Origin of the sequence: Blastococcus saxobsidens, from assembly GCF_010682065.1 — a bacterium.
Lineage (GTDB): Bacteria > Actinomycetota > Actinomycetes > Mycobacteriales > Geodermatophilaceae > Blastococcus > Blastococcus saxobsidens_B.
The window spans coordinates 1-15,288 of sequence record NZ_JAAGWG010000024.1 but is presented as its reverse complement, the minus strand read 5'-3'; the positions used below and the strand labels follow the sequence as shown (position 1 = coordinate 15,288).

Genomic DNA, 15,288 nt, shown 5'->3' with positions numbered 1-15,288 from the left:
ACCATGACGACCACCACCGCGGAGAAGTCCGGCAGCTACCGCCTCGGCGACCGGGAGGTGCGCCGGCTCGGCTACGGCGCCATGCAGCTCGCCGGCCCGCACGTCATGGGGCCGCCCGCCGACCGTGACGCCGCCATCGCCGTGCTGCGGCGCGCCGTCGAGCTCGGCGTGGACCACATCGACACCAGCGACTACTACGGCCCGACCGTGGTCAACGAGCTGATCCGCGAGGCCCTCCACCCCTATCCGGAGGACCTCGTCCTGGTCACCAAGGTCGGCGCCCGCCGGACCGAGGACGGCGGCTGGCCCGAGGCCCTCGAGCCCGACGACCTGCGCCGCGCGGTGCAGGAGAACATCGACCACCTGGGCGTCGACGCGCTCGACGTCGTGAACCTGCGCATGCCCGGGTTCGCCGAGCCGGTCGAGCGTTCACTGGCCGAGCCGTTCGAGGCGCTGGCGGCGATGCAGCAGGAGGGCCTGATCCGCCACCTGGGCGTCAGCAACGTGACGCCGCAGATGTACGCCGAGGCCTCCGCCATCGCGCCGGTGGCCTGCGTGCAGAACCACTACAACCTCGTCCACCGCGCCGACGACCCGCTGATCGACGCGCTCGCCCGGGACGGCGTCGCCTACACGCCCTTCTTCCCGCTGGGCGGCTTCACGCCGCTGCAGTCCGCGGCCCTGGACGCGGTCGCCCGGCGGCTGGAGACGACGCCGCTGCAGGTGGCCCTCGCGTGGCTGCTGGCCCGCTCCCCCAACCTGCTGCTCATCCCCGGCACGTCGTCGGTCGCGCACCTGGAGGAGAACCTGCAGGCAGCGGCCCGCGTCCTGGGCCCCGCGGAGCTGGCCGAGCTGGACCGCATCGGCGGCACCGGCGAGCCCGACGTCGACCTCTGAGACGCCCGGTCGGGCCGGAGTTCAGCTCCGCCCGACCGGTCCCAGCACGCGGTCGAGGTGGTCGTTGGTCAGCACGCCCGTCGGGTCCAGCCGCCTGCGCAGCCCGGTGAACTCCTCGAACCGGGGGTACCGCTGGGCGAGCGCGTCGGCGTCCAGGCCGTGCAGCTTGCCCCAGTGCGGCCGCCCGCCGACGGCTCCGGCGATCTGCTCCAGCGCGCCGAACCAGCAGCCGGGGTCGGTGCCGGCGGGGACGTGCGCGGCGATGTAGGCGGTCTCCCTGCCCGACGCGGTCGACAGCGGGATGTCGTCGGCCGCCGCCAGCCGCACCTCGACCGGGAAGGCCGACCGCCAGTCCGCCGCCTCGTGCACCCGGCGCAGCTCCGCCAGCACCGCGGGCGCCTCCGCGCGCGGGACGGCGTACTCCATCTCCAGGAACCGCACCCGCCGTCGGCTCACGAGCACCCGGTGGGCGTGATCGGTCCAGGTGCGGGCGCCGAGCGCCCGGGCGGAGACGCGGGCCAGCGGCGGCACCAGGGCGGGCATCCGTCGACCGGCGGCGACCACACCGGCGAACGCGGCGTTGGCCAGCAGCTCGTCGTCCCACACCGCCCGCCACCGCGGCAGCGGCGCCAGCCCCTCGGCCAGCGGGACCCGGGTGTTGCACTTGAGCAGCGTCGCGTCGGTGTGCGGGAACCAGTAGAACTCCACGTGGTCGGTCGAGGTCATCAACTCGTCGAAGCCCTCGAGCGCGGCGGTGAGGGTGCCGGGCCCCTCCACGGCCCGCAGCGCGAACGCGGGCTCTGCCTGGAGGGTCACCGCCGTCACGACGCCGAGCGCGCCCAGGCCGACCCGGGCCGCGGTGAAGACCTCGGCGTTGCGGGACGCGTCGCAGTCGAGCACCTCGCCCGAGGGCAGCACGAGCTGCAGCGCGCGCACCTGGGTGGCCAGCCCGCCGAAGGCCGCCCCCGTGCCGTGCGTGCCGGTCGCCAGCGCCCCGGCCACCGTCTGGCGGTCGATGTCGCCGAGGTTGGTCAGCGACCACCCGCGCCGCTGCAGCTCGAGGTTCAGCCGGTGCAGCGTCGTCCCCGCGCCGACGGTGACCAGTCCGTCGTCGGTGACCGAGCGGATGCCGGCCAGCCGGTCGCAGACCAGCTGCACGTCCTCGGGCCGGCCGATCCCGCTGAAGGAGTGGCCGCTGCCGATCGGCCGCACCCGGCGTCCGGCCGCCGCGGCACCGGCCAGCAGCGCGGCGACCTCGTCCACCGAGCCGGGACGGGCCACCGGGACGTCGGCACGCTGGTTGCCCGCCCAGTTGCGCCAGCGCGTGCGCTCGTCCGGCACCTCGGCCACCCCGGTCTCCCTCCGTCGAGCGCGCACTCTGCTGGCCGGGCCGCTCCCGGTCAACCCACGCCGGTGATCTTGCCGACGGCCCTCGGGACGGGCACGCTGCGGCGGATGACCGCCGACTCCCCGGCCGGACGGCAGCACGCGTTCCTGGAGCGCGCGACGGCCGATCTGGACCCGCCGTTCGCCGCGCTGGACCTCGACGCGCTCGACGCGAACGCCCGCGACCTCGTCGCGCGGGCCGCGGGCAAGCCGGTCCGCGTCGCCAGCAAGTCGGTGCGCTGCCGCGACGTCCTGCGCCGGGTGCTGGCCGGACCCGGGTTCGCCGGCGTGCTCGCCTACTCCCTCCCCGAGGCGCTCTGGCTCGCCGGCGGGGACGACCCCGTCAGCACCGACGTCGTCGTCGGCTACCCGTCGGTGGACCGGGCGGCGCTGCGCGCGCTCGCCGGGGACGAGCAGGCCGCGTCCCGGATCACGCTGATGGTCGACTCGGCCGACCACCTCGACCTGCTCGACGACGTCGTCCCGCCCGGCCGGCGACCGGAGCTGCGCGTCTGCCTCGACGTCGACGCCTCGCTGCGCTCCGCCGGTGGGCGCCTGCACGTGGGAGTCCGGCGGTCCCCGCTGCACACCCCCGACGACGCCGTCGCGCTGGCCCGGCTGGTCCTCGCCCGCCCCGGGGTGCGGCTCACCGGGCTGATGGCCTACGAGGCGCAGATCGCCGGGGTGCAGGACGCACCGGCCGGCCGGCCGCTGCGCGGCCTGGCGGTCCGCGGCCTGCAGGCGGTCTCCGCCCGGGAGCTCGCCGCACGCCGGGCCGCGGTGGTCGCCGCGGTCACCGCGGTGGCGCCGCTGGAGTTCGTCAACGGCGGGGGCACCGGCAGCCTCGAGCGCACCGCGGCCGAGGACGCCGTCACCGAGGTCGCGGCCGGGTCGGGCCTCTACTCCCCCGCCCTGTTCGACGGGTACCGGGCCTTCACCGGCCGGCCCGCCACCTTCTTCGCGGTACCCGTCACCCGGCTGCCCGCTCCGGGGGTGGTGACCGTGGCCGGCGGGGGCTGGATCGCCTCGGGCCCGCCGGGCGCGGACCGGCTGCCCCCACCGACGTACCCGGCCGGGCTCCGCTGGTTCCCCACCGAGGGGGTAGGCGAGGTGCAGACGCCCCTGCGCGGGCCGGGCACCGAGGGCCTGCGAGTGGGCGACCGGGTGTGGTTCCGGCACGCCAAGGCCGGGGAGGTGTGCGAGCACGTCGACGCCCTGCACACCGTCTCCGGCGGCGAGCTGGTCGGCTCCGTCCCCACCTACCGCGGCGAGGGGCGGGCCTTCGGCTGATCGGCAGCCGCCGCCACGGGATCAGGACGGGGACGGCCGGGCTCCCGGTCGCCGGCGGCGCCGTCGTCGAGCGGCACCGTCTCCACCACCAGGCTGTCCCAGCGGTGCAGCACCGCCCCGGGCGCCGGCCGCTGCCGGACGACCCGGTGCACCACCGGCCAGGTCAGCGCGCCCAACGGCGGCCCGTCGGGGTCGGGCTGCGCCAGCGCGAGTCCCGCACCCTGGGCGGTGCGGTTGGCCTGCCCGAGCTCCAGGCCCACCACGTCGGGCACGAGGACCAGGTCGGCGGCTCGCTCCATGACGCCATGGTTGCGCCGCCCGCCGGCGGTGGGCAAGACCTCAGCGGGCGCGGGCCACCCGGGTCTCGTCGAACACCGGCTCGGTCGACTCGTAGACCCGGCCGTCGGAGCCGAAGACGAGGAACCGGTCGAAGGAGCGGGCGAACCAGCGGTCGTGGGTCACCGCGAGCACCGTGCCGTCGAAGGCGGCCAGCGCCTCCTCCAGCGCCTCGGCGGACAGCACGTCCAAGTTGTCCGTGGGCTCGTCGAGCAGGAGCAGCGTGGCCCCGGACAGCTCCAGCAGCAGGATCTGGAACCGGGCCTGCTGCCCACCCGACAGGGTCCGGAACATCTGGTCGCCCGCCGCGGCCAGGCCGTAGCGGCGCAGGGCGGCCATGGCCCGCCCGCGGTCCACTCCCGGCCGGCCCGGCTCGCCGTGCCAGAGCAGGTCGACGGGGGTCCGGTCCTGCCACTCCGGATGGGCGTGCGTCTGGGCGAAGAACCCGGGGACGACGCGGGCGCCGAGCCGGCACTCGCCGGTGTGCGCGACGTCCTGCCCGGCCAGCAGCCGGAGGAAGTGCGACTTGCCGGCGCCGTTGGCGCCGAGGACACCCACGCGGTCGCCGTACCAGACCTCGAGGTCGAAGGGCTTCATCAGACCGGTCAGCTCCAGCTGCTCGGCCATGACGGCGCGCACCCCGGTGCGCCCGCCCCGCAGCCGCATCGCCACCTTCTGCTCCGGCGGGCGCTCCGGCGGCGGACCGGCCGCCTCGAACTTGGCCAGGCGGGTCTGCATGGCGTGGTAGCGGTTGGCCATGTCCGGCGAGTTGGCCGCCTGCTGCTGGAGCGTGCGCACCAGGTCCACGAGCCGCTGGTGCTCCTCGTCCCAACGGCGGCGGAGCTCGGCCAGCCGCTCGTGCCGCGCCGTCCGTGCGTCGTGGTAGCTGGCGAAGCCACCGCCGTGGACCCACGCCGTCCCGCCCTCGACGGTCACCACCCGGTCGGCGACCCGGGCCAGCAGCTCGCGGTCGTGGCTGACGAACAGCACGGTCTTGCGCGTCTCGAGCAGCCGTTCCTCGAGCCAGCGCTTGCCCGGGACGTCGAGGTAGTTGTCCGGTTCGTCGAGCAGCAGGACCTGGTCGGGGCCGCGGAGCAGCGCCTCGAGGGCCAGCCGCTTCTGCTCGCCGCCGGAGAGCGTGCTGAGCTCGCGGTACTTGCAGCGGTCGTAGGGCACGCCGAGAGCGGCGACGGTGACGGTGTCCCAGGTGACCTCGGCGTCGTAGCCGCCGGCGTCTCCCCACTGGGCCAGCGCGTCGGCGTAGGCCATCTGCGAGCGCTCGTCGTCGGTCTCCATCAGCGTCAGCTCGGTGGCCTCCAGGGCGTCCCAGGCCGCCCGGACGGCCGGCGGCGAGAGGTCGACGAGCATCCGCTGGACCGTGGTGTCGTCCCGGACCGAGCCGATGAACTGCCGCATGACCCCGAGCCCGCCGGTCCGCGCGATCGAGCCGGCCTCCGGGGTCAGGTCACCGGCGATGATCCGCAGCAGCGTCGTCTTGCCGGCGCCGTTCTCACCGACCAGCGCGGCGCGCGCTCCGTCGCCGACGCGGAAGTTCACGTCGTCCAGCAGCACCCGCCCGTCGGAGAGGGTGTGCCGGACCGCACTGACGTCGACGTAGCCCACGCCGACATCCTCCCGTGCCCGGCAACCGCATTCGCGGTCAGCCGATGTGCCGGTCCAGCCGGTAGCGGGCCAGCCGCTCGACCAGCTCGGGCATCGCCCCGACCGGGGACCCGCCCAGCTCCCGCCGGCAGTCGCGCACGACACGGACCAGCACGTGCGGCCCGACGCGTCCGGAGAACTCGGACCTGAGCCGGTCCACCGCCCCGACGACGGCGTCGTCAGCCGCCTCGTCCCGCCCGACGGCCGGCAGCAGCCCCTCGGCGTCGACGGGCGCCGCGGGATCCTCGGCGGCGGGTCCGGAGCTCGGCGGGACGACCAGTGTCATGCGGTGGTCCTCCTCCAGCGCGGGCCACGATCGCTGGTGTCCGTGGCGGTTCCACACGCTCCCGCGCCCGGGCGCCGCGCGCCAGGGACCAAAGGCCTGCCCGCCTCCCGGGCCCTAGCCCAGGGTGATCGCGACGACCGTGGCGCCCGCGGCCAGCAGCATCGCCAGGACGACGAGCGCGGCCACCAGCCGTCGTCGCCGGTCCGCGCGCGGACCGCCCGCCCCACCCATCCCCATCATGTCGGCAGGCTAGCCCGGCCACGGCCGTCGCGGAGCGGTGCGCGCGCCGGCCGGCTCCGCGCCCGGCCGGTTTCACCGCCACCCGGCCGGCGGTAAGGCTTCCGGCATGGCCGCTGTCATCTCGCTCGTCGTCATCGTCACGCTCGGCCTGCTCGTGACCCGCGTCGCGACCGTTGCGCTGACCATGACCGGCATGTCGCTGGCGCACGCCCGCTTCCAGGCCCGCTCGGCCTTCACCGGCACGGGGTTCACGACGTCGGAGGCGGAGGCGGTCGTCTCGCACCCGGCGCGCCGGCGCATCGTGATGGCGCTGATGCTGGTCAGCGGCGCCGGGGCGGTGTCGGTGCTGGGCACGCTGATCCTCAGCTTCGCCGGCGTGGACTCCACGGGCGGTGGCCTCCAGCGCGCCGCGGTCATCGTGGGCTCGCTGGCGGCCCTGCTCTGGCTGGCGCGCAACCAGTACGTCGACCGCGCCCTCCGCCGGGTCATCGAGCGGGTCCTGCGCCGGTTCACCGACCTCGACGTCCGGGACTACGCGGCCCTGCTGCACCTGCGGGGCCGTTGGCGGGTGGTGCAGATCCCGGTGGAGGACGACGACTGGATCGCCTCCCGGCCCCTCGGCCGGCTCCGGCTGCCCGAGGAGGGCGTCGCCGTGCTGGGGGTCGAACGGGACGACGGCACCTGGGTCGGCGCGCCGGGCGACGACCTCCGGCTGCGCAGCGGCGACGTGGTCGTGCTCTACGGCCGGCAGGCGATGCTCGACGACATCACCGACCGGCTGCACGGCGACGAGGGCGAGCAGGCCAGCGAGCGGTCGCGGGCGTGGCACGCCGCGACGCCGCCGGTCGAGGTCGTCGAGCGCCGCCGCTAGCCCGCCACCGGCGATCGTCGTACCCACCTGCCACCGTGGGGGCGTGACCACCGTGCACGACCTCGCCCTGATGCGGCTGGTGGCCCAGCACCTCGCGGGCCCGCCGGCGGAGGACCCGGCGGCCGCCGTCCACCGACTGGCCGCGGCTCAGGGGCAGGACTTCCCCGGCGCGGTCACCTCCGTGGCCCTGCGCACCGCGGGCCGTCGGCGCGAGGACGTGCTGAGCGCGCTGGACCGCGGCACGATCGTCCGGTCCTGGCCGATGCGGGGCACGCTGCACCTGCTGCTCGCCGAGGACCTGCCCTGGCTGCTGGAGCTGCTCGGCCCGCGGGCCCTCGCGGGGCTGGCGTCGCGGCGCGCGGCCCTGGAGCTCACCGAGGCCCAGGCCGAACGGGCCCGGGAGATCGCGGTCGCCGCCCTCTCCGGCGGCGGGCGGCTGTCCCGCGCCGCCCTGCTGGCGGCCATCGACGGCGGAGGCGTCGCGACCACCGGTCAGCGGGGGTACCACCTGCTGTGGTTCCTGGCCCAGACGGGGACGCTCTGCCTCGGGCCCACCGACGGCGGCGAGCAGCAGTTCGTGCTGCTCGACGAGTGGGTGCCCGCACCCCGGCGGCTGCAGCGCGAGGAGGCGCTGGCGGAACTGGCGCTGCGGTACTTCCGCGGGCACGGCCCGGCCACGGTCGCCGACCTCGTCCGCTGGGCCGGCAGCACGGTGCGCGACGTCCGCGCCGGGCTGGCGGTCGTCGGCGACCGGCTGGCCAGGCTCGAGATCGGGGGCACCGAGTACCTCCTCGACCCCGAGCTCCCCGACCGGCTTCGGGCGCACCGCGAGGAGGCCCGGGCCGTGCGGCTGCTGCCCGGCTTCGACGAGTACGTCCTGGGCTATGCCGACCGCGGCGCGGTCCTCGACCCGCGCTTCGCCGAGCTGATCGTGCCGGGCCGCAACGGCGTCTTCCGGCCGACCGTGGTCAGCGACGGACGGATCGTGGGCACCTGGCGGTGGACCGGGACCGGTCGCCGGCGGGCCGCCACGGCGGAGTTGTTCGGGCCCCGGGACGACGGCCTCTCCGCCGTCGTCCCCGGGCTCGCCGCGGCGCTGCCCTGAACCGAGGGGTCAGCCCCGCCGCTCGACGAGGAACACGGGGATCTGCCGGTCGGTCTTCTGCTGGTACTCGGCGTAGGGCGGGTAGGCCGCGACCGCGCGCTCCCACCACTGGGCCCGCTCCTCGCCGGAGATCTCCCGCGCCGCGCCGTCCCACGGCTCCGGCCCGTCCTGCACGGTGACCTGGTCGGGATGCGCGCGAAGGTTGCCCACCCAGGCCGGGTCCGTCGGCGCGCCACCCTGGGAGCCGACCATCGCGTAGACGCCCTCGTGCTCGACCCGCATCAGCGGCTGCTTGCGCACCTTCCCGCTCTTCGCGCCACGGGTGCTGAAGATGACCACCGGCAGCCCGGTGTCCAGCAGCGTGTTGGCCTCCCGGCCCCCCGTCGCCTCGTAGCGCTCCACCTGGTCGCGGACCCACTGTTGCGGACTCGGCTCGTACTCACCCTCCAGCGGCATGCCCCGAATCTAGGGCTGCGACGGCTCCCCGGCTCGGCGACCCGAGTCGCGGCCACCCCGGGTCCGGTGGCACGGTTCGTGCGGCTGATCGACAGGAGGAACACCGGGGATGCGGTACAGCGAAGGCGGCAGCCTGGACACGTCCGGCGTCCGGGACGCACGTGGCGGCGGCGGCGGGGGGTTCGGCGGCCGCCGCGGCGTGGCGGTCGGCGGTGGCGGGCTCGGTCTCGTCGGCCTCGTCGTCGTGGTGCTCATCCAGGTGCTGGGCGGCGGTGGTGGCGGCGGATCGGGCCCCGGCCTGAGCACCTTCAACGGTCTCGGCGACGGGCAGACCACCGACAACGGGCGGCTGGAGCAGAACTGCCGCACCGGCGCGGACGCCAACGAGTCGGTCGAGTGCGCCGTCGTCGCCGACATCGAGAGCGTCCAGGACTTCTGGACGCAGACGCTCGGCGAGCGCTACGTCCGCACCGAGACGGTGTTCTTCTCCGGCTCGGTGCAGACCAGCTGCGGTGGGGCGACCAGCGGGTCGGGGCCGTTCTACTGCCCGGCCGACCAGCTCGTGTACATCGACCTGAGCTTCTTCGACCAGCTGGAGCAGCAGTTCGGCGCGCAGGGCGGGTTGTTCGTCAACGCCTACATCGTCGCCCACGAGTACGCCCACCACGTGCAGAACCTGCTGGGCACCAACCGGCAGGTCACCCCGGGCGAGACCGGTCCGACGAGCGGGACGGTGCGCCTGGAGCTGCAGGCCGACTGCTACGCCGGGGCGTGGGCCAACCACGCCGAGACGGTGCCCGACGAGTCCGGCCAGCCGCTGATCGCCGAGATCACCGAGGACGACATCGACCGGGCCCTCGACGCCGCCGGCCGCATCGGCGACGACTTCATTCAGGAGAACCTGGGCGGTGGGACCGTCGACCAGGACGCCTTCACCCACGGCTCCTCCGAGCAGCGCCAGCTCTGGTTCCGCACGGGGTATGAGACCGGCGACCCGCGAGCGTGCGACACCTTCGCCACGGACGACCTCGGCTGATGACCGACCACCTGCGCGTCACCCGGGACGGGCACGTCGCGACGCTGACCATCGACCGGCCCGAGAAGCGCAACGCGATGACCCTCGGGATGTGGTCCGCGCTTCCCGGGGTGCTGGCGCCGTTGGCGGACGACCCGGCCGTCCGCGTCCTCGTCGTGACCGGCGAGGGACCGAGCTTCTGCGCCGGCGCGGACATCACCGACCTGCTGCGCGGGGAGGACCCGGCCGACCCGATGGCCGACGTCCGGCGGCACAACCTCGCCGCCCAGGCCGCGCTGCGCGACTTCCCGAAGCCGACTGTGGCGATGGTGCGGGGCCACTGCATCGGCGGTGGCGTGGAGCTGGCCACCTGCTGCGACCTGCGGTTCGCCGACCCGACCGCGGTCTTCGGCGTCACCCCGGCGAAGGTCGGCATCGTCTACACGCCCTCCTCGACGCGTGCGCTGCTGGACCTCGTCGGACCGGCGACCACGAAGTACCTCCTCTACAGCGGTGAGCTGCTGGACGCGCCGACGGCGCTGCGCACCGGGCTGGTCGACCAGCTGGTGGAGGCCGGCGACCTGGAGCCGGCGGTGCGCCGCTTCGCCGACGTGCTGGCCTCCCGGTCGGCCCTCACCCAGCGGGCGACCAAGGAGGTCGTCGCGGCGCTCACACTGGGTGACGACGGCGAGGCCGTCGCCGCGCCGCGGTACCTCGAGACGATCGCGACGGGCGAGCTGGCCGAGGGCGTGCGGGCCTTCGGCGAGCGCCGCGCGCCGCGGTTCCCGTGGCCGAACTGATCTTTCCCGTTTCGCACCACCCGGTAGCGGGGTACCGGACCCTCTGCGAGGAACGGCGCTCTAGCCGAGCGGCAGAAGGACGGCGCAGCGTGCATCGCTGCACTCCCCTGTCTCCCCCGATCCCGCCCCGGACCGCACGGATGCGCCGGGTGGACTTTCGTCAGCTCAGCCGCCCGAGTACAGCGGCGCTGACCCTCCGTCAGGATGGCCCTCCGGCCAGGTGAGCAAACCGGCCGGATGTGTGCCGCGATGTCGCTGGGGTAGCGCTTCCACCAACCACGATGCATGCCGAGGAGGACCGATGACTCACTCCATCGACACCCCGTTCCCCCCGCCGGCTCCCGCCGGTACGGGTGCCCATTCCCCCAGCTCGACGTCCGGCCAGTCGAAGGCCGACGTGGCCAAGGACGAGGCCCGCAACGTCGGGCAGACCGCCGCGCAGGCCGGTGGCCAGGTCGCGGCGACCGCGAGCGACCAGGCCAAGCAGGTGGTGGGCGAGACCCAGCGCCAGGCCAAGGACCTGCTGGACCAGGGCCGCTCCCAGCTCAAGGACCAGGCGATCAGCCAGCAGCAGAAGGCTGCCACCGGACTGACCGCGCTGGCCCAGGAGCTGCGCAGCCTCGCCGACGGCACCAGCGAGGGCGCCCCCGGCCCCGCCCGTGACCTGCTCCAGCAGGCCTCGGGCATGGTCGAGGGCTTCGCCGACAAGCTGCAGAACCGCGAGCCGGCCCAGCTGCTGGACGACGTGCGCAGCTTCGCCCGTCGCAAGCCCGGGATGTTCCTGCTCGGTGCCGCCGTCGCGGGCGTCGTCGCCGGTCGCCTGACCAGTGGCGTCAGGGCCGCGCACAGCGACTCGGGTCAGTCGGGCACCGGCACCTACCCGGGCACGACCAACTACGTCGACCCGACGCCGACCTACTCCGACTACTCCAGCGCCACCACCGGCACGGGGACGGGCACCGGTGCGCCGCTGCCCCCGCCCCCGTACGGCACGGTGCCGCCGAGCGGCAGCATGGTCCCCCCGACCACGCCCGCGGGCTGGGACGACCCGGCTCGCCGGCCCGGTGAGGTGAGCTGACGTGAGCTCCCCCTACACCGGGGCGACCTCGGCGGGAACGCCGCAGGACTACGCCCAGCCGGCCGCCCAGAACTACGCGGCCGACTACTCGCAGGGCCCGCACAGCGGCGCCATGGGGACCCCCACGACCGAGTCGGGACACCCGGACGTCGAAGGCGTCTCCGTCGGTGCCCTGATCGGCGAGGTCGCCAAGGACATGTCCACCCTGATGCGCCAGGAGCTCGAGCTGGCCAAGGTGGAGCTCAAGGCCGAGGCGAAGAAGGCGGGAACGGGTGCCGGGCTCTTCGGCGCCGCCGGTTTCTCCGCCTTCATGACGATCCTCTTCCTGTCGATCGCCCTCTGGTGGGCCCTGTCCCACCTGGTCGGCCACAGCTGGTCCGCCCTGATCGTCGCGATCCTGTGGGGCATCGCCGCCGCGGTGGCGGGCCTGATGGGCAAGAAGAAGTTCGAACAGGTCAATCCCAAGCCCGAGCGCACCGTCGAGACCCTGTCCCAGGTTCCCGGCGCCCTGAAGCCCAACTGACCCCCAGACCGCGAGGAGTCGCACAATGACCAGCAGTGACCCGGACGTCATCCGGCGGCAGATCGAGGACACGCGACGCGAGCTCAGCTACGACGTCGACGCCCTCAACGAGAAGGTCAACCCGAGCCGCGTCATGGACCGGCGAGTGACCGCGGCCAAGGGGCGCATCAGCGGCCTCAAGGACAAGGTGATGGGTTCGGCCCACGACACCAGCCACCAGGCGCAGGGGATGGCCTCGAACGCGGCCGGCTCCGTGCAGGGAGCCGCTTCCAACGCGGCCGACAGCGTGCAGTCCGCGGCGTCGTCCGCCGTGGGTGCCGTCCAGCAGGCGCCCGACCAGGTGATCCGCCAGACGCAGGGCAACCCCCTCGCGGCCGGGCTGATCGCCTTCGGGACCGGCTGGCTGATCTCCAGCCTGCTGCCCGCTTCGCAGAAGGAGCAGCAGCTGGCCCAGCAGGCCGAGACGGCCCTGCGGGAGAACAAGGACACGCTGCTCGAGCCGGCCAAGCAGGCCGCGCAGGAGATCGGTGACCAGCTCAAGCCGGCCGCCCAGCACGCGATGGAAGAGGTCAAGGCCACCGCCCAGGACGCGGCCGACACCGTGAAGCAGGAGGGCCAGTCCGCGGCCCAGGACGTGCAGGGCCAGGCCCAGCAGTCCAAGGAGAGCGTGCAGAGCAAGGCCTCCAGCTGACACACCCGTGGGTTCTCCGACCCACCGCACCACCTGCGCCCCGCCGGTCGACCCGGCGGGGCGCAGTGCTGTCCGGAGGTCCTCACCCCGACGGGTGAGCCCTCCCGACGCCGGCTGCAGGGCCCCGTTCGGGGCGCCGTTCCTGCTGGGGACGACGCCATTCCGGCGCGCCCGCCCCGCGGTCGTGCCACGACCGACGGGAGCCCCTCGTGGACTCGCCCCTGCACTCCCCCGGCGCCTTCCGCGTCCTGGTGGCCGACGACGAGGACGACATCCGCGACCTCGTCTGCCTGGCCGTGCGCAAGGCGGGCTGCGACGTCGTCGTCTCCGTGCCCGACGGCTCCCTCGCCCTGACGGCGGCCCGCAGCGAGCTGCCCGACCTGGCGGTGCTGGACGTGTCCATGCCCGGGGCGACCGGGCTGGAGATCTGCGCCGCGCTGCGAGCCGAGCCCGAGACCGCCGGCATCCGGATCCTGCTGCTGTCCGCCGGCGCATCCCTCGACGAGGTCGCGCGCGGGCTGTCCGCCGGCGCCGACGCGTACCTGGCGAAGCCGTTCACCGTCGCCGGTCTGGTGCAGCAGGTGAAGACCCTGACCGCGGGGGTGCCGGCATGAGCCTGGCCGTTCTCGACCGTCCCGGCGCCGAGCCGGTCCCCCGGCGGCTCCCCGACGCCCGCAGAAGGCAGATCGCCGTCGACGGGCCGGTGCCCAGCGCGCTCGGCTTCGCGGCCGGCGCCGCGCTGCTCCTGCTCGGCCTCGTCCCGGTCGTCGACGGGACGCTGACCTACGCCGGACTGGCCGTGGCCCTCGTCGCCACCGGCGCACCCTGGCTCGCGCGCCGCTCGACGTCGGCGGTCGCCGCCCTCGGCCTGCCGGCCGTCCAGCTCGGCGGGGTCGCCGCACTCCACGCCGGCACCGCCTCGGCGTCGATGCTGTTCCTCCTGGCCGGCCCGTTGTGGGCGCTGGCAACGTACCGGGGCCGGGCAGGCGTGGCCGTCGCGGTCGCCGGCACCGAAGCGGTGCTGCTGATGCCGTTCCTCGCCGGCGGCGCCGTCGCCCCGGCGCCCGGGACGCTGGTCCTGGGCCCCCTGGTGGTCGCGGTCGGCAGCCTCGCGGTCTCCGAGACCCAGCGCCGCCTGCGTGCCCAGCGCGCGGACATCGTCCGGCTGCACGGCGAGCAGGCCGCTCTCCTGGAGCAGGTGCGCAGCCGGGCCGACGAGCTCGACACCGCCTCGCGCATCCTGGCCGCACGCGCCCAGACCATGACCAGCGTCATCGACGCGGTCACCCAGCAGTCCATCATCGGCACCGACCGGGACGGCACGATCCGCGTCTGGAACCCCGGCGCCGAGCGGATGCTGGGGCTGCTGCGCCCCGACGTGGTGCGCAAGCGCTCCATCCTCGACTTCCACCAGCCCGAGGAGCTCGCGGCCGCCGCGGAGGCCACCGGGGCCCCGACGCCCCTCGCGGCCCTCGTGCACGTGGCGCGCGAAGCCGGCAGCGACGTCCGGGACTGGACGTACGTGGCCGCCGACGGCACCGAGCGGACGGTGTCGGTGGCCGTCACCCCCCGCTCCGACGACCGGGGCGTGCACGCCGGCTGGAACTTCGTGGGCACCGACATGACCGAGACCCGGGCCACCGAACGGATGAAGGACCAGTTCGTCAGCCTGATCAGCCACGAGCTGCGCACGCCGCTGAGCTCGATCCTCGGCTACCTCGAGCTGGTCATGGACGACGAGGACCAGCCGCTGACCGACGAGCAGCGGCAGTACCTGTCCACCGTGGAACGCAACGCGCAGCGGCTGCTCCGGCTGGTCGGCGACCTGCTGTTCACCGCCCAGGTGGAGAGCGGCCGGTTCACCCTGCAGCCGGCCGACGTCGACCTCGCCGCCGTCGTGCGGGCCGCGGAGGAGACGGCACGGGTCTCGGCGTCCACCGCCGGCGTGGAGATCGTCGTGGACGTGCCGGCCGACGGCCTGGTCGTCTCCGGCGACGCCGTCCGGCTCGGCCAGGCGTGCGACAACCTCGTCTCCAACGCCGTCAAGTTCACCCCCGGCGGCGGGCAGGTGCGGCTCACGCTGCGCCAGGCCTGGCAGGCCGAGGACGGCATGGTCGTCGACGACGAGCGCCCCGGCACCGCCCCCGTCGCCCTGCTGTCGGTGGCCGACACCGGTATGGGCATCCCGGCCGGCGAGCAGGGCGAGCTGTTCACGCGCTTCTTCCGGTCCTCCACCGCCCGGCGCAACGCCGTGCCGGGCGTGGGCCTCGGGCTGACGATCACCAAGGCGATCACCACCGCCCACGGTGGCTCGCTGGACCTGGTCAGCGCGGAGGGTGAGGGCACCACCTTCACCATGACCCTGCCCCTGACCCCGGCCGCCTGAGTCCGCCGCGATGCCCGAGCCCAGCGTGCCCCCGCCTCCCACCCGGGAGCGGGGTCGCGCTGCGTCCGGAACGGAGTCCGCGGCGGAGCAGGCCCCGGAGGCGCGGAGCTGCGCCGAGCAGGCCGATTCCTTGCGTAATCCTTGCGGAACCGTGGCGGGTGGCCTGCGGTTGGCCCTCCAGAGTCCTAGGTGTCACCGGAAGCGCCGGTGCCACCCACGGACACAGGAGACACAGGACATGAGCACCACCGCCACCGCTTCCAGCT

The 15,288-nt window shown here is 74.8% G+C and carries 17 protein-coding genes; 11 read left to right on the top strand and 6 right to left on the bottom strand.

Features of this window, described 5'->3' with window-relative positions; translation table 11 throughout:
• Positions 1–3 precede the first annotated feature (3 nt).
• On the top strand, positions 4–897 hold the full coding sequence (locus GCU60_RS14765; protein ID WP_163206534.1) for an oxidoreductase: 894 nt from the start codon (positions 4–6) through the stop codon (positions 895–897).
• Positions 898–918: 21 nt separating this feature from the next.
• Here GCU60_RS14765 and GCU60_RS14760 read toward each other — a convergent pair whose 3' ends face one another.
• Positions 919–2,247, bottom strand: a complete 1,329-nt coding sequence (locus tag GCU60_RS14760; RefSeq protein ID WP_345770610.1) for a D-arabinono-1,4-lactone oxidase — start codon at positions 2,245–2,247, stop codon at positions 919–921.
• 105 nt (positions 2,248–2,352) lie between these two features.
• Here GCU60_RS14760 and GCU60_RS14755 point away from each other — a divergent pair, with 105 nt between their 5' ends.
• Positions 2,353–3,573, top strand: a complete 1,221-nt coding sequence (locus GCU60_RS14755; protein WP_163206532.1) for an amino acid deaminase/aldolase — start codon at positions 2,353–2,355, stop codon at positions 3,571–3,573.
• Here GCU60_RS14755 and GCU60_RS14750 read toward each other — a convergent pair.
• From GCU60_RS14750 to GCU60_RS21125, 4 genes are all read right to left on the bottom strand, one after another.
• On the bottom strand, positions 3,543–3,872 hold the full coding sequence (locus tag GCU60_RS14750) for a PASTA domain-containing protein (RefSeq protein ID WP_204262087.1): 330 nt from the start codon (positions 3,870–3,872) through the stop codon (positions 3,543–3,545). The two genes, GCU60_RS14755 and GCU60_RS14750, sit on opposite strands and share 31 nt — an antisense overlap.
• A gap of 40 nt (positions 3,873–3,912) precedes the next feature.
• Positions 3,913–5,532 (bottom strand): ATP-binding cassette domain-containing protein, encoded by a 1,620-nt coding sequence (locus GCU60_RS14745; RefSeq protein ID WP_163206530.1) that lies wholly within the window; start codon positions 5,530–5,532, stop codon positions 3,913–3,915.
• 37 nt (positions 5,533–5,569) lie between these two features.
• Complete coding sequence (locus tag GCU60_RS14740; RefSeq protein WP_163206528.1) at positions 5,570–5,857, bottom strand: hypothetical protein; 288 nt, start codon at positions 5,855–5,857, stop codon at positions 5,570–5,572.
• A 114-nt stretch (positions 5,858–5,971) separates the two neighbouring features.
• The gene (locus GCU60_RS21125; protein ID WP_275585559.1) at positions 5,972–6,097 is read right to left on the bottom strand and encodes a hypothetical protein; all 126 of its coding nucleotides are present in this window, start codon (positions 6,095–6,097) and stop codon (positions 5,972–5,974) included.
• A gap of 106 nt (positions 6,098–6,203) precedes the next feature.
• Between GCU60_RS21125 and GCU60_RS14735 the strand changes: the two genes are divergently transcribed.
• Complete coding sequence (locus GCU60_RS14735) at positions 6,204–6,968, top strand: TrkA C-terminal domain-containing protein (RefSeq protein ID WP_163206526.1); 765 nt, start codon at positions 6,204–6,206, stop codon at positions 6,966–6,968.
• Between the two features lie 43 nt (positions 6,969–7,011).
• Positions 7,012–8,073: a DNA glycosylase AlkZ-like family protein gene (locus tag GCU60_RS14730; RefSeq protein ID WP_163206524.1), complete on the top strand. Its 1,062-nt coding sequence runs from the start codon at positions 7,012–7,014 to the stop codon at positions 8,071–8,073.
• Positions 8,074–8,082: 9 nt separating this feature from the next.
• On the opposite strand, the gene GCU60_RS14725 is transcribed toward GCU60_RS14730, so the two are convergent.
• Positions 8,083–8,529 (bottom strand): nitroreductase family deazaflavin-dependent oxidoreductase, encoded by a 447-nt coding sequence (locus tag GCU60_RS14725; protein WP_163206522.1) that lies wholly within the window; start codon positions 8,527–8,529, stop codon positions 8,083–8,085.
• A 109-nt stretch (positions 8,530–8,638) separates the two neighbouring features.
• On the opposite strand from GCU60_RS14725, the gene ypfJ reads away from it, so the two are divergent.
• The 7 genes from ypfJ to GCU60_RS14690 all read left to right on the top strand — a co-directional run bounded on the left by ypfJ (position 8,639) and on the right by GCU60_RS14690 (position 15,022).
• Complete coding sequence (gene ypfJ / locus GCU60_RS14720; RefSeq protein ID WP_163206520.1) at positions 8,639–9,565, top strand: KPN_02809 family neutral zinc metallopeptidase; 927 nt, start codon at positions 8,639–8,641, stop codon at positions 9,563–9,565.
• Positions 9,565–10,344 carry an enoyl-CoA hydratase/isomerase family protein gene (locus GCU60_RS14715; protein WP_163206518.1) on the top strand — a complete coding sequence of 260 codons (780 nt, stop codon included), beginning with the start codon at positions 9,565–9,567 and terminating at the stop codon, positions 10,342–10,344. Before ypfJ ends, GCU60_RS14715 begins: the two co-directional genes overlap by 1 nt.
• 301 nt (positions 10,345–10,645) lie before the next feature.
• Entirely contained in the window at positions 10,646–11,422 is a 777-nt protein-coding gene (locus tag GCU60_RS14710) for a hypothetical protein (protein ID WP_163206516.1), read from the top strand.
• Position 11,423: 1 nt separating this feature from the next.
• Positions 11,424–11,945, top strand: coding sequence for a phage holin family protein (locus tag GCU60_RS14705; protein WP_345770609.1), 522 nt, complete (start codon positions 11,424–11,426; stop codon positions 11,943–11,945).
• A 25-nt stretch (positions 11,946–11,970) separates the two neighbouring features.
• Positions 11,971–12,636, top strand: a complete 666-nt coding sequence (locus GCU60_RS14700; RefSeq protein WP_163206514.1) for a DUF3618 domain-containing protein — start codon at positions 11,971–11,973, stop codon at positions 12,634–12,636.
• 209 nt (positions 12,637–12,845) lie between these two features.
• On the top strand, positions 12,846–13,250 hold the full coding sequence (locus GCU60_RS14695; protein ID WP_345770608.1) for a response regulator transcription factor: 405 nt from the start codon (positions 12,846–12,848) through the stop codon (positions 13,248–13,250).
• Complete coding sequence (locus GCU60_RS14690; protein WP_163206512.1) at positions 13,247–15,022, top strand: sensor histidine kinase; 1,776 nt, start codon at positions 13,247–13,249, stop codon at positions 15,020–15,022. Before GCU60_RS14695 ends, GCU60_RS14690 begins: the two co-directional genes overlap by 4 nt.
• Positions 15,023–15,288: the final 266 nt, after the last annotated feature.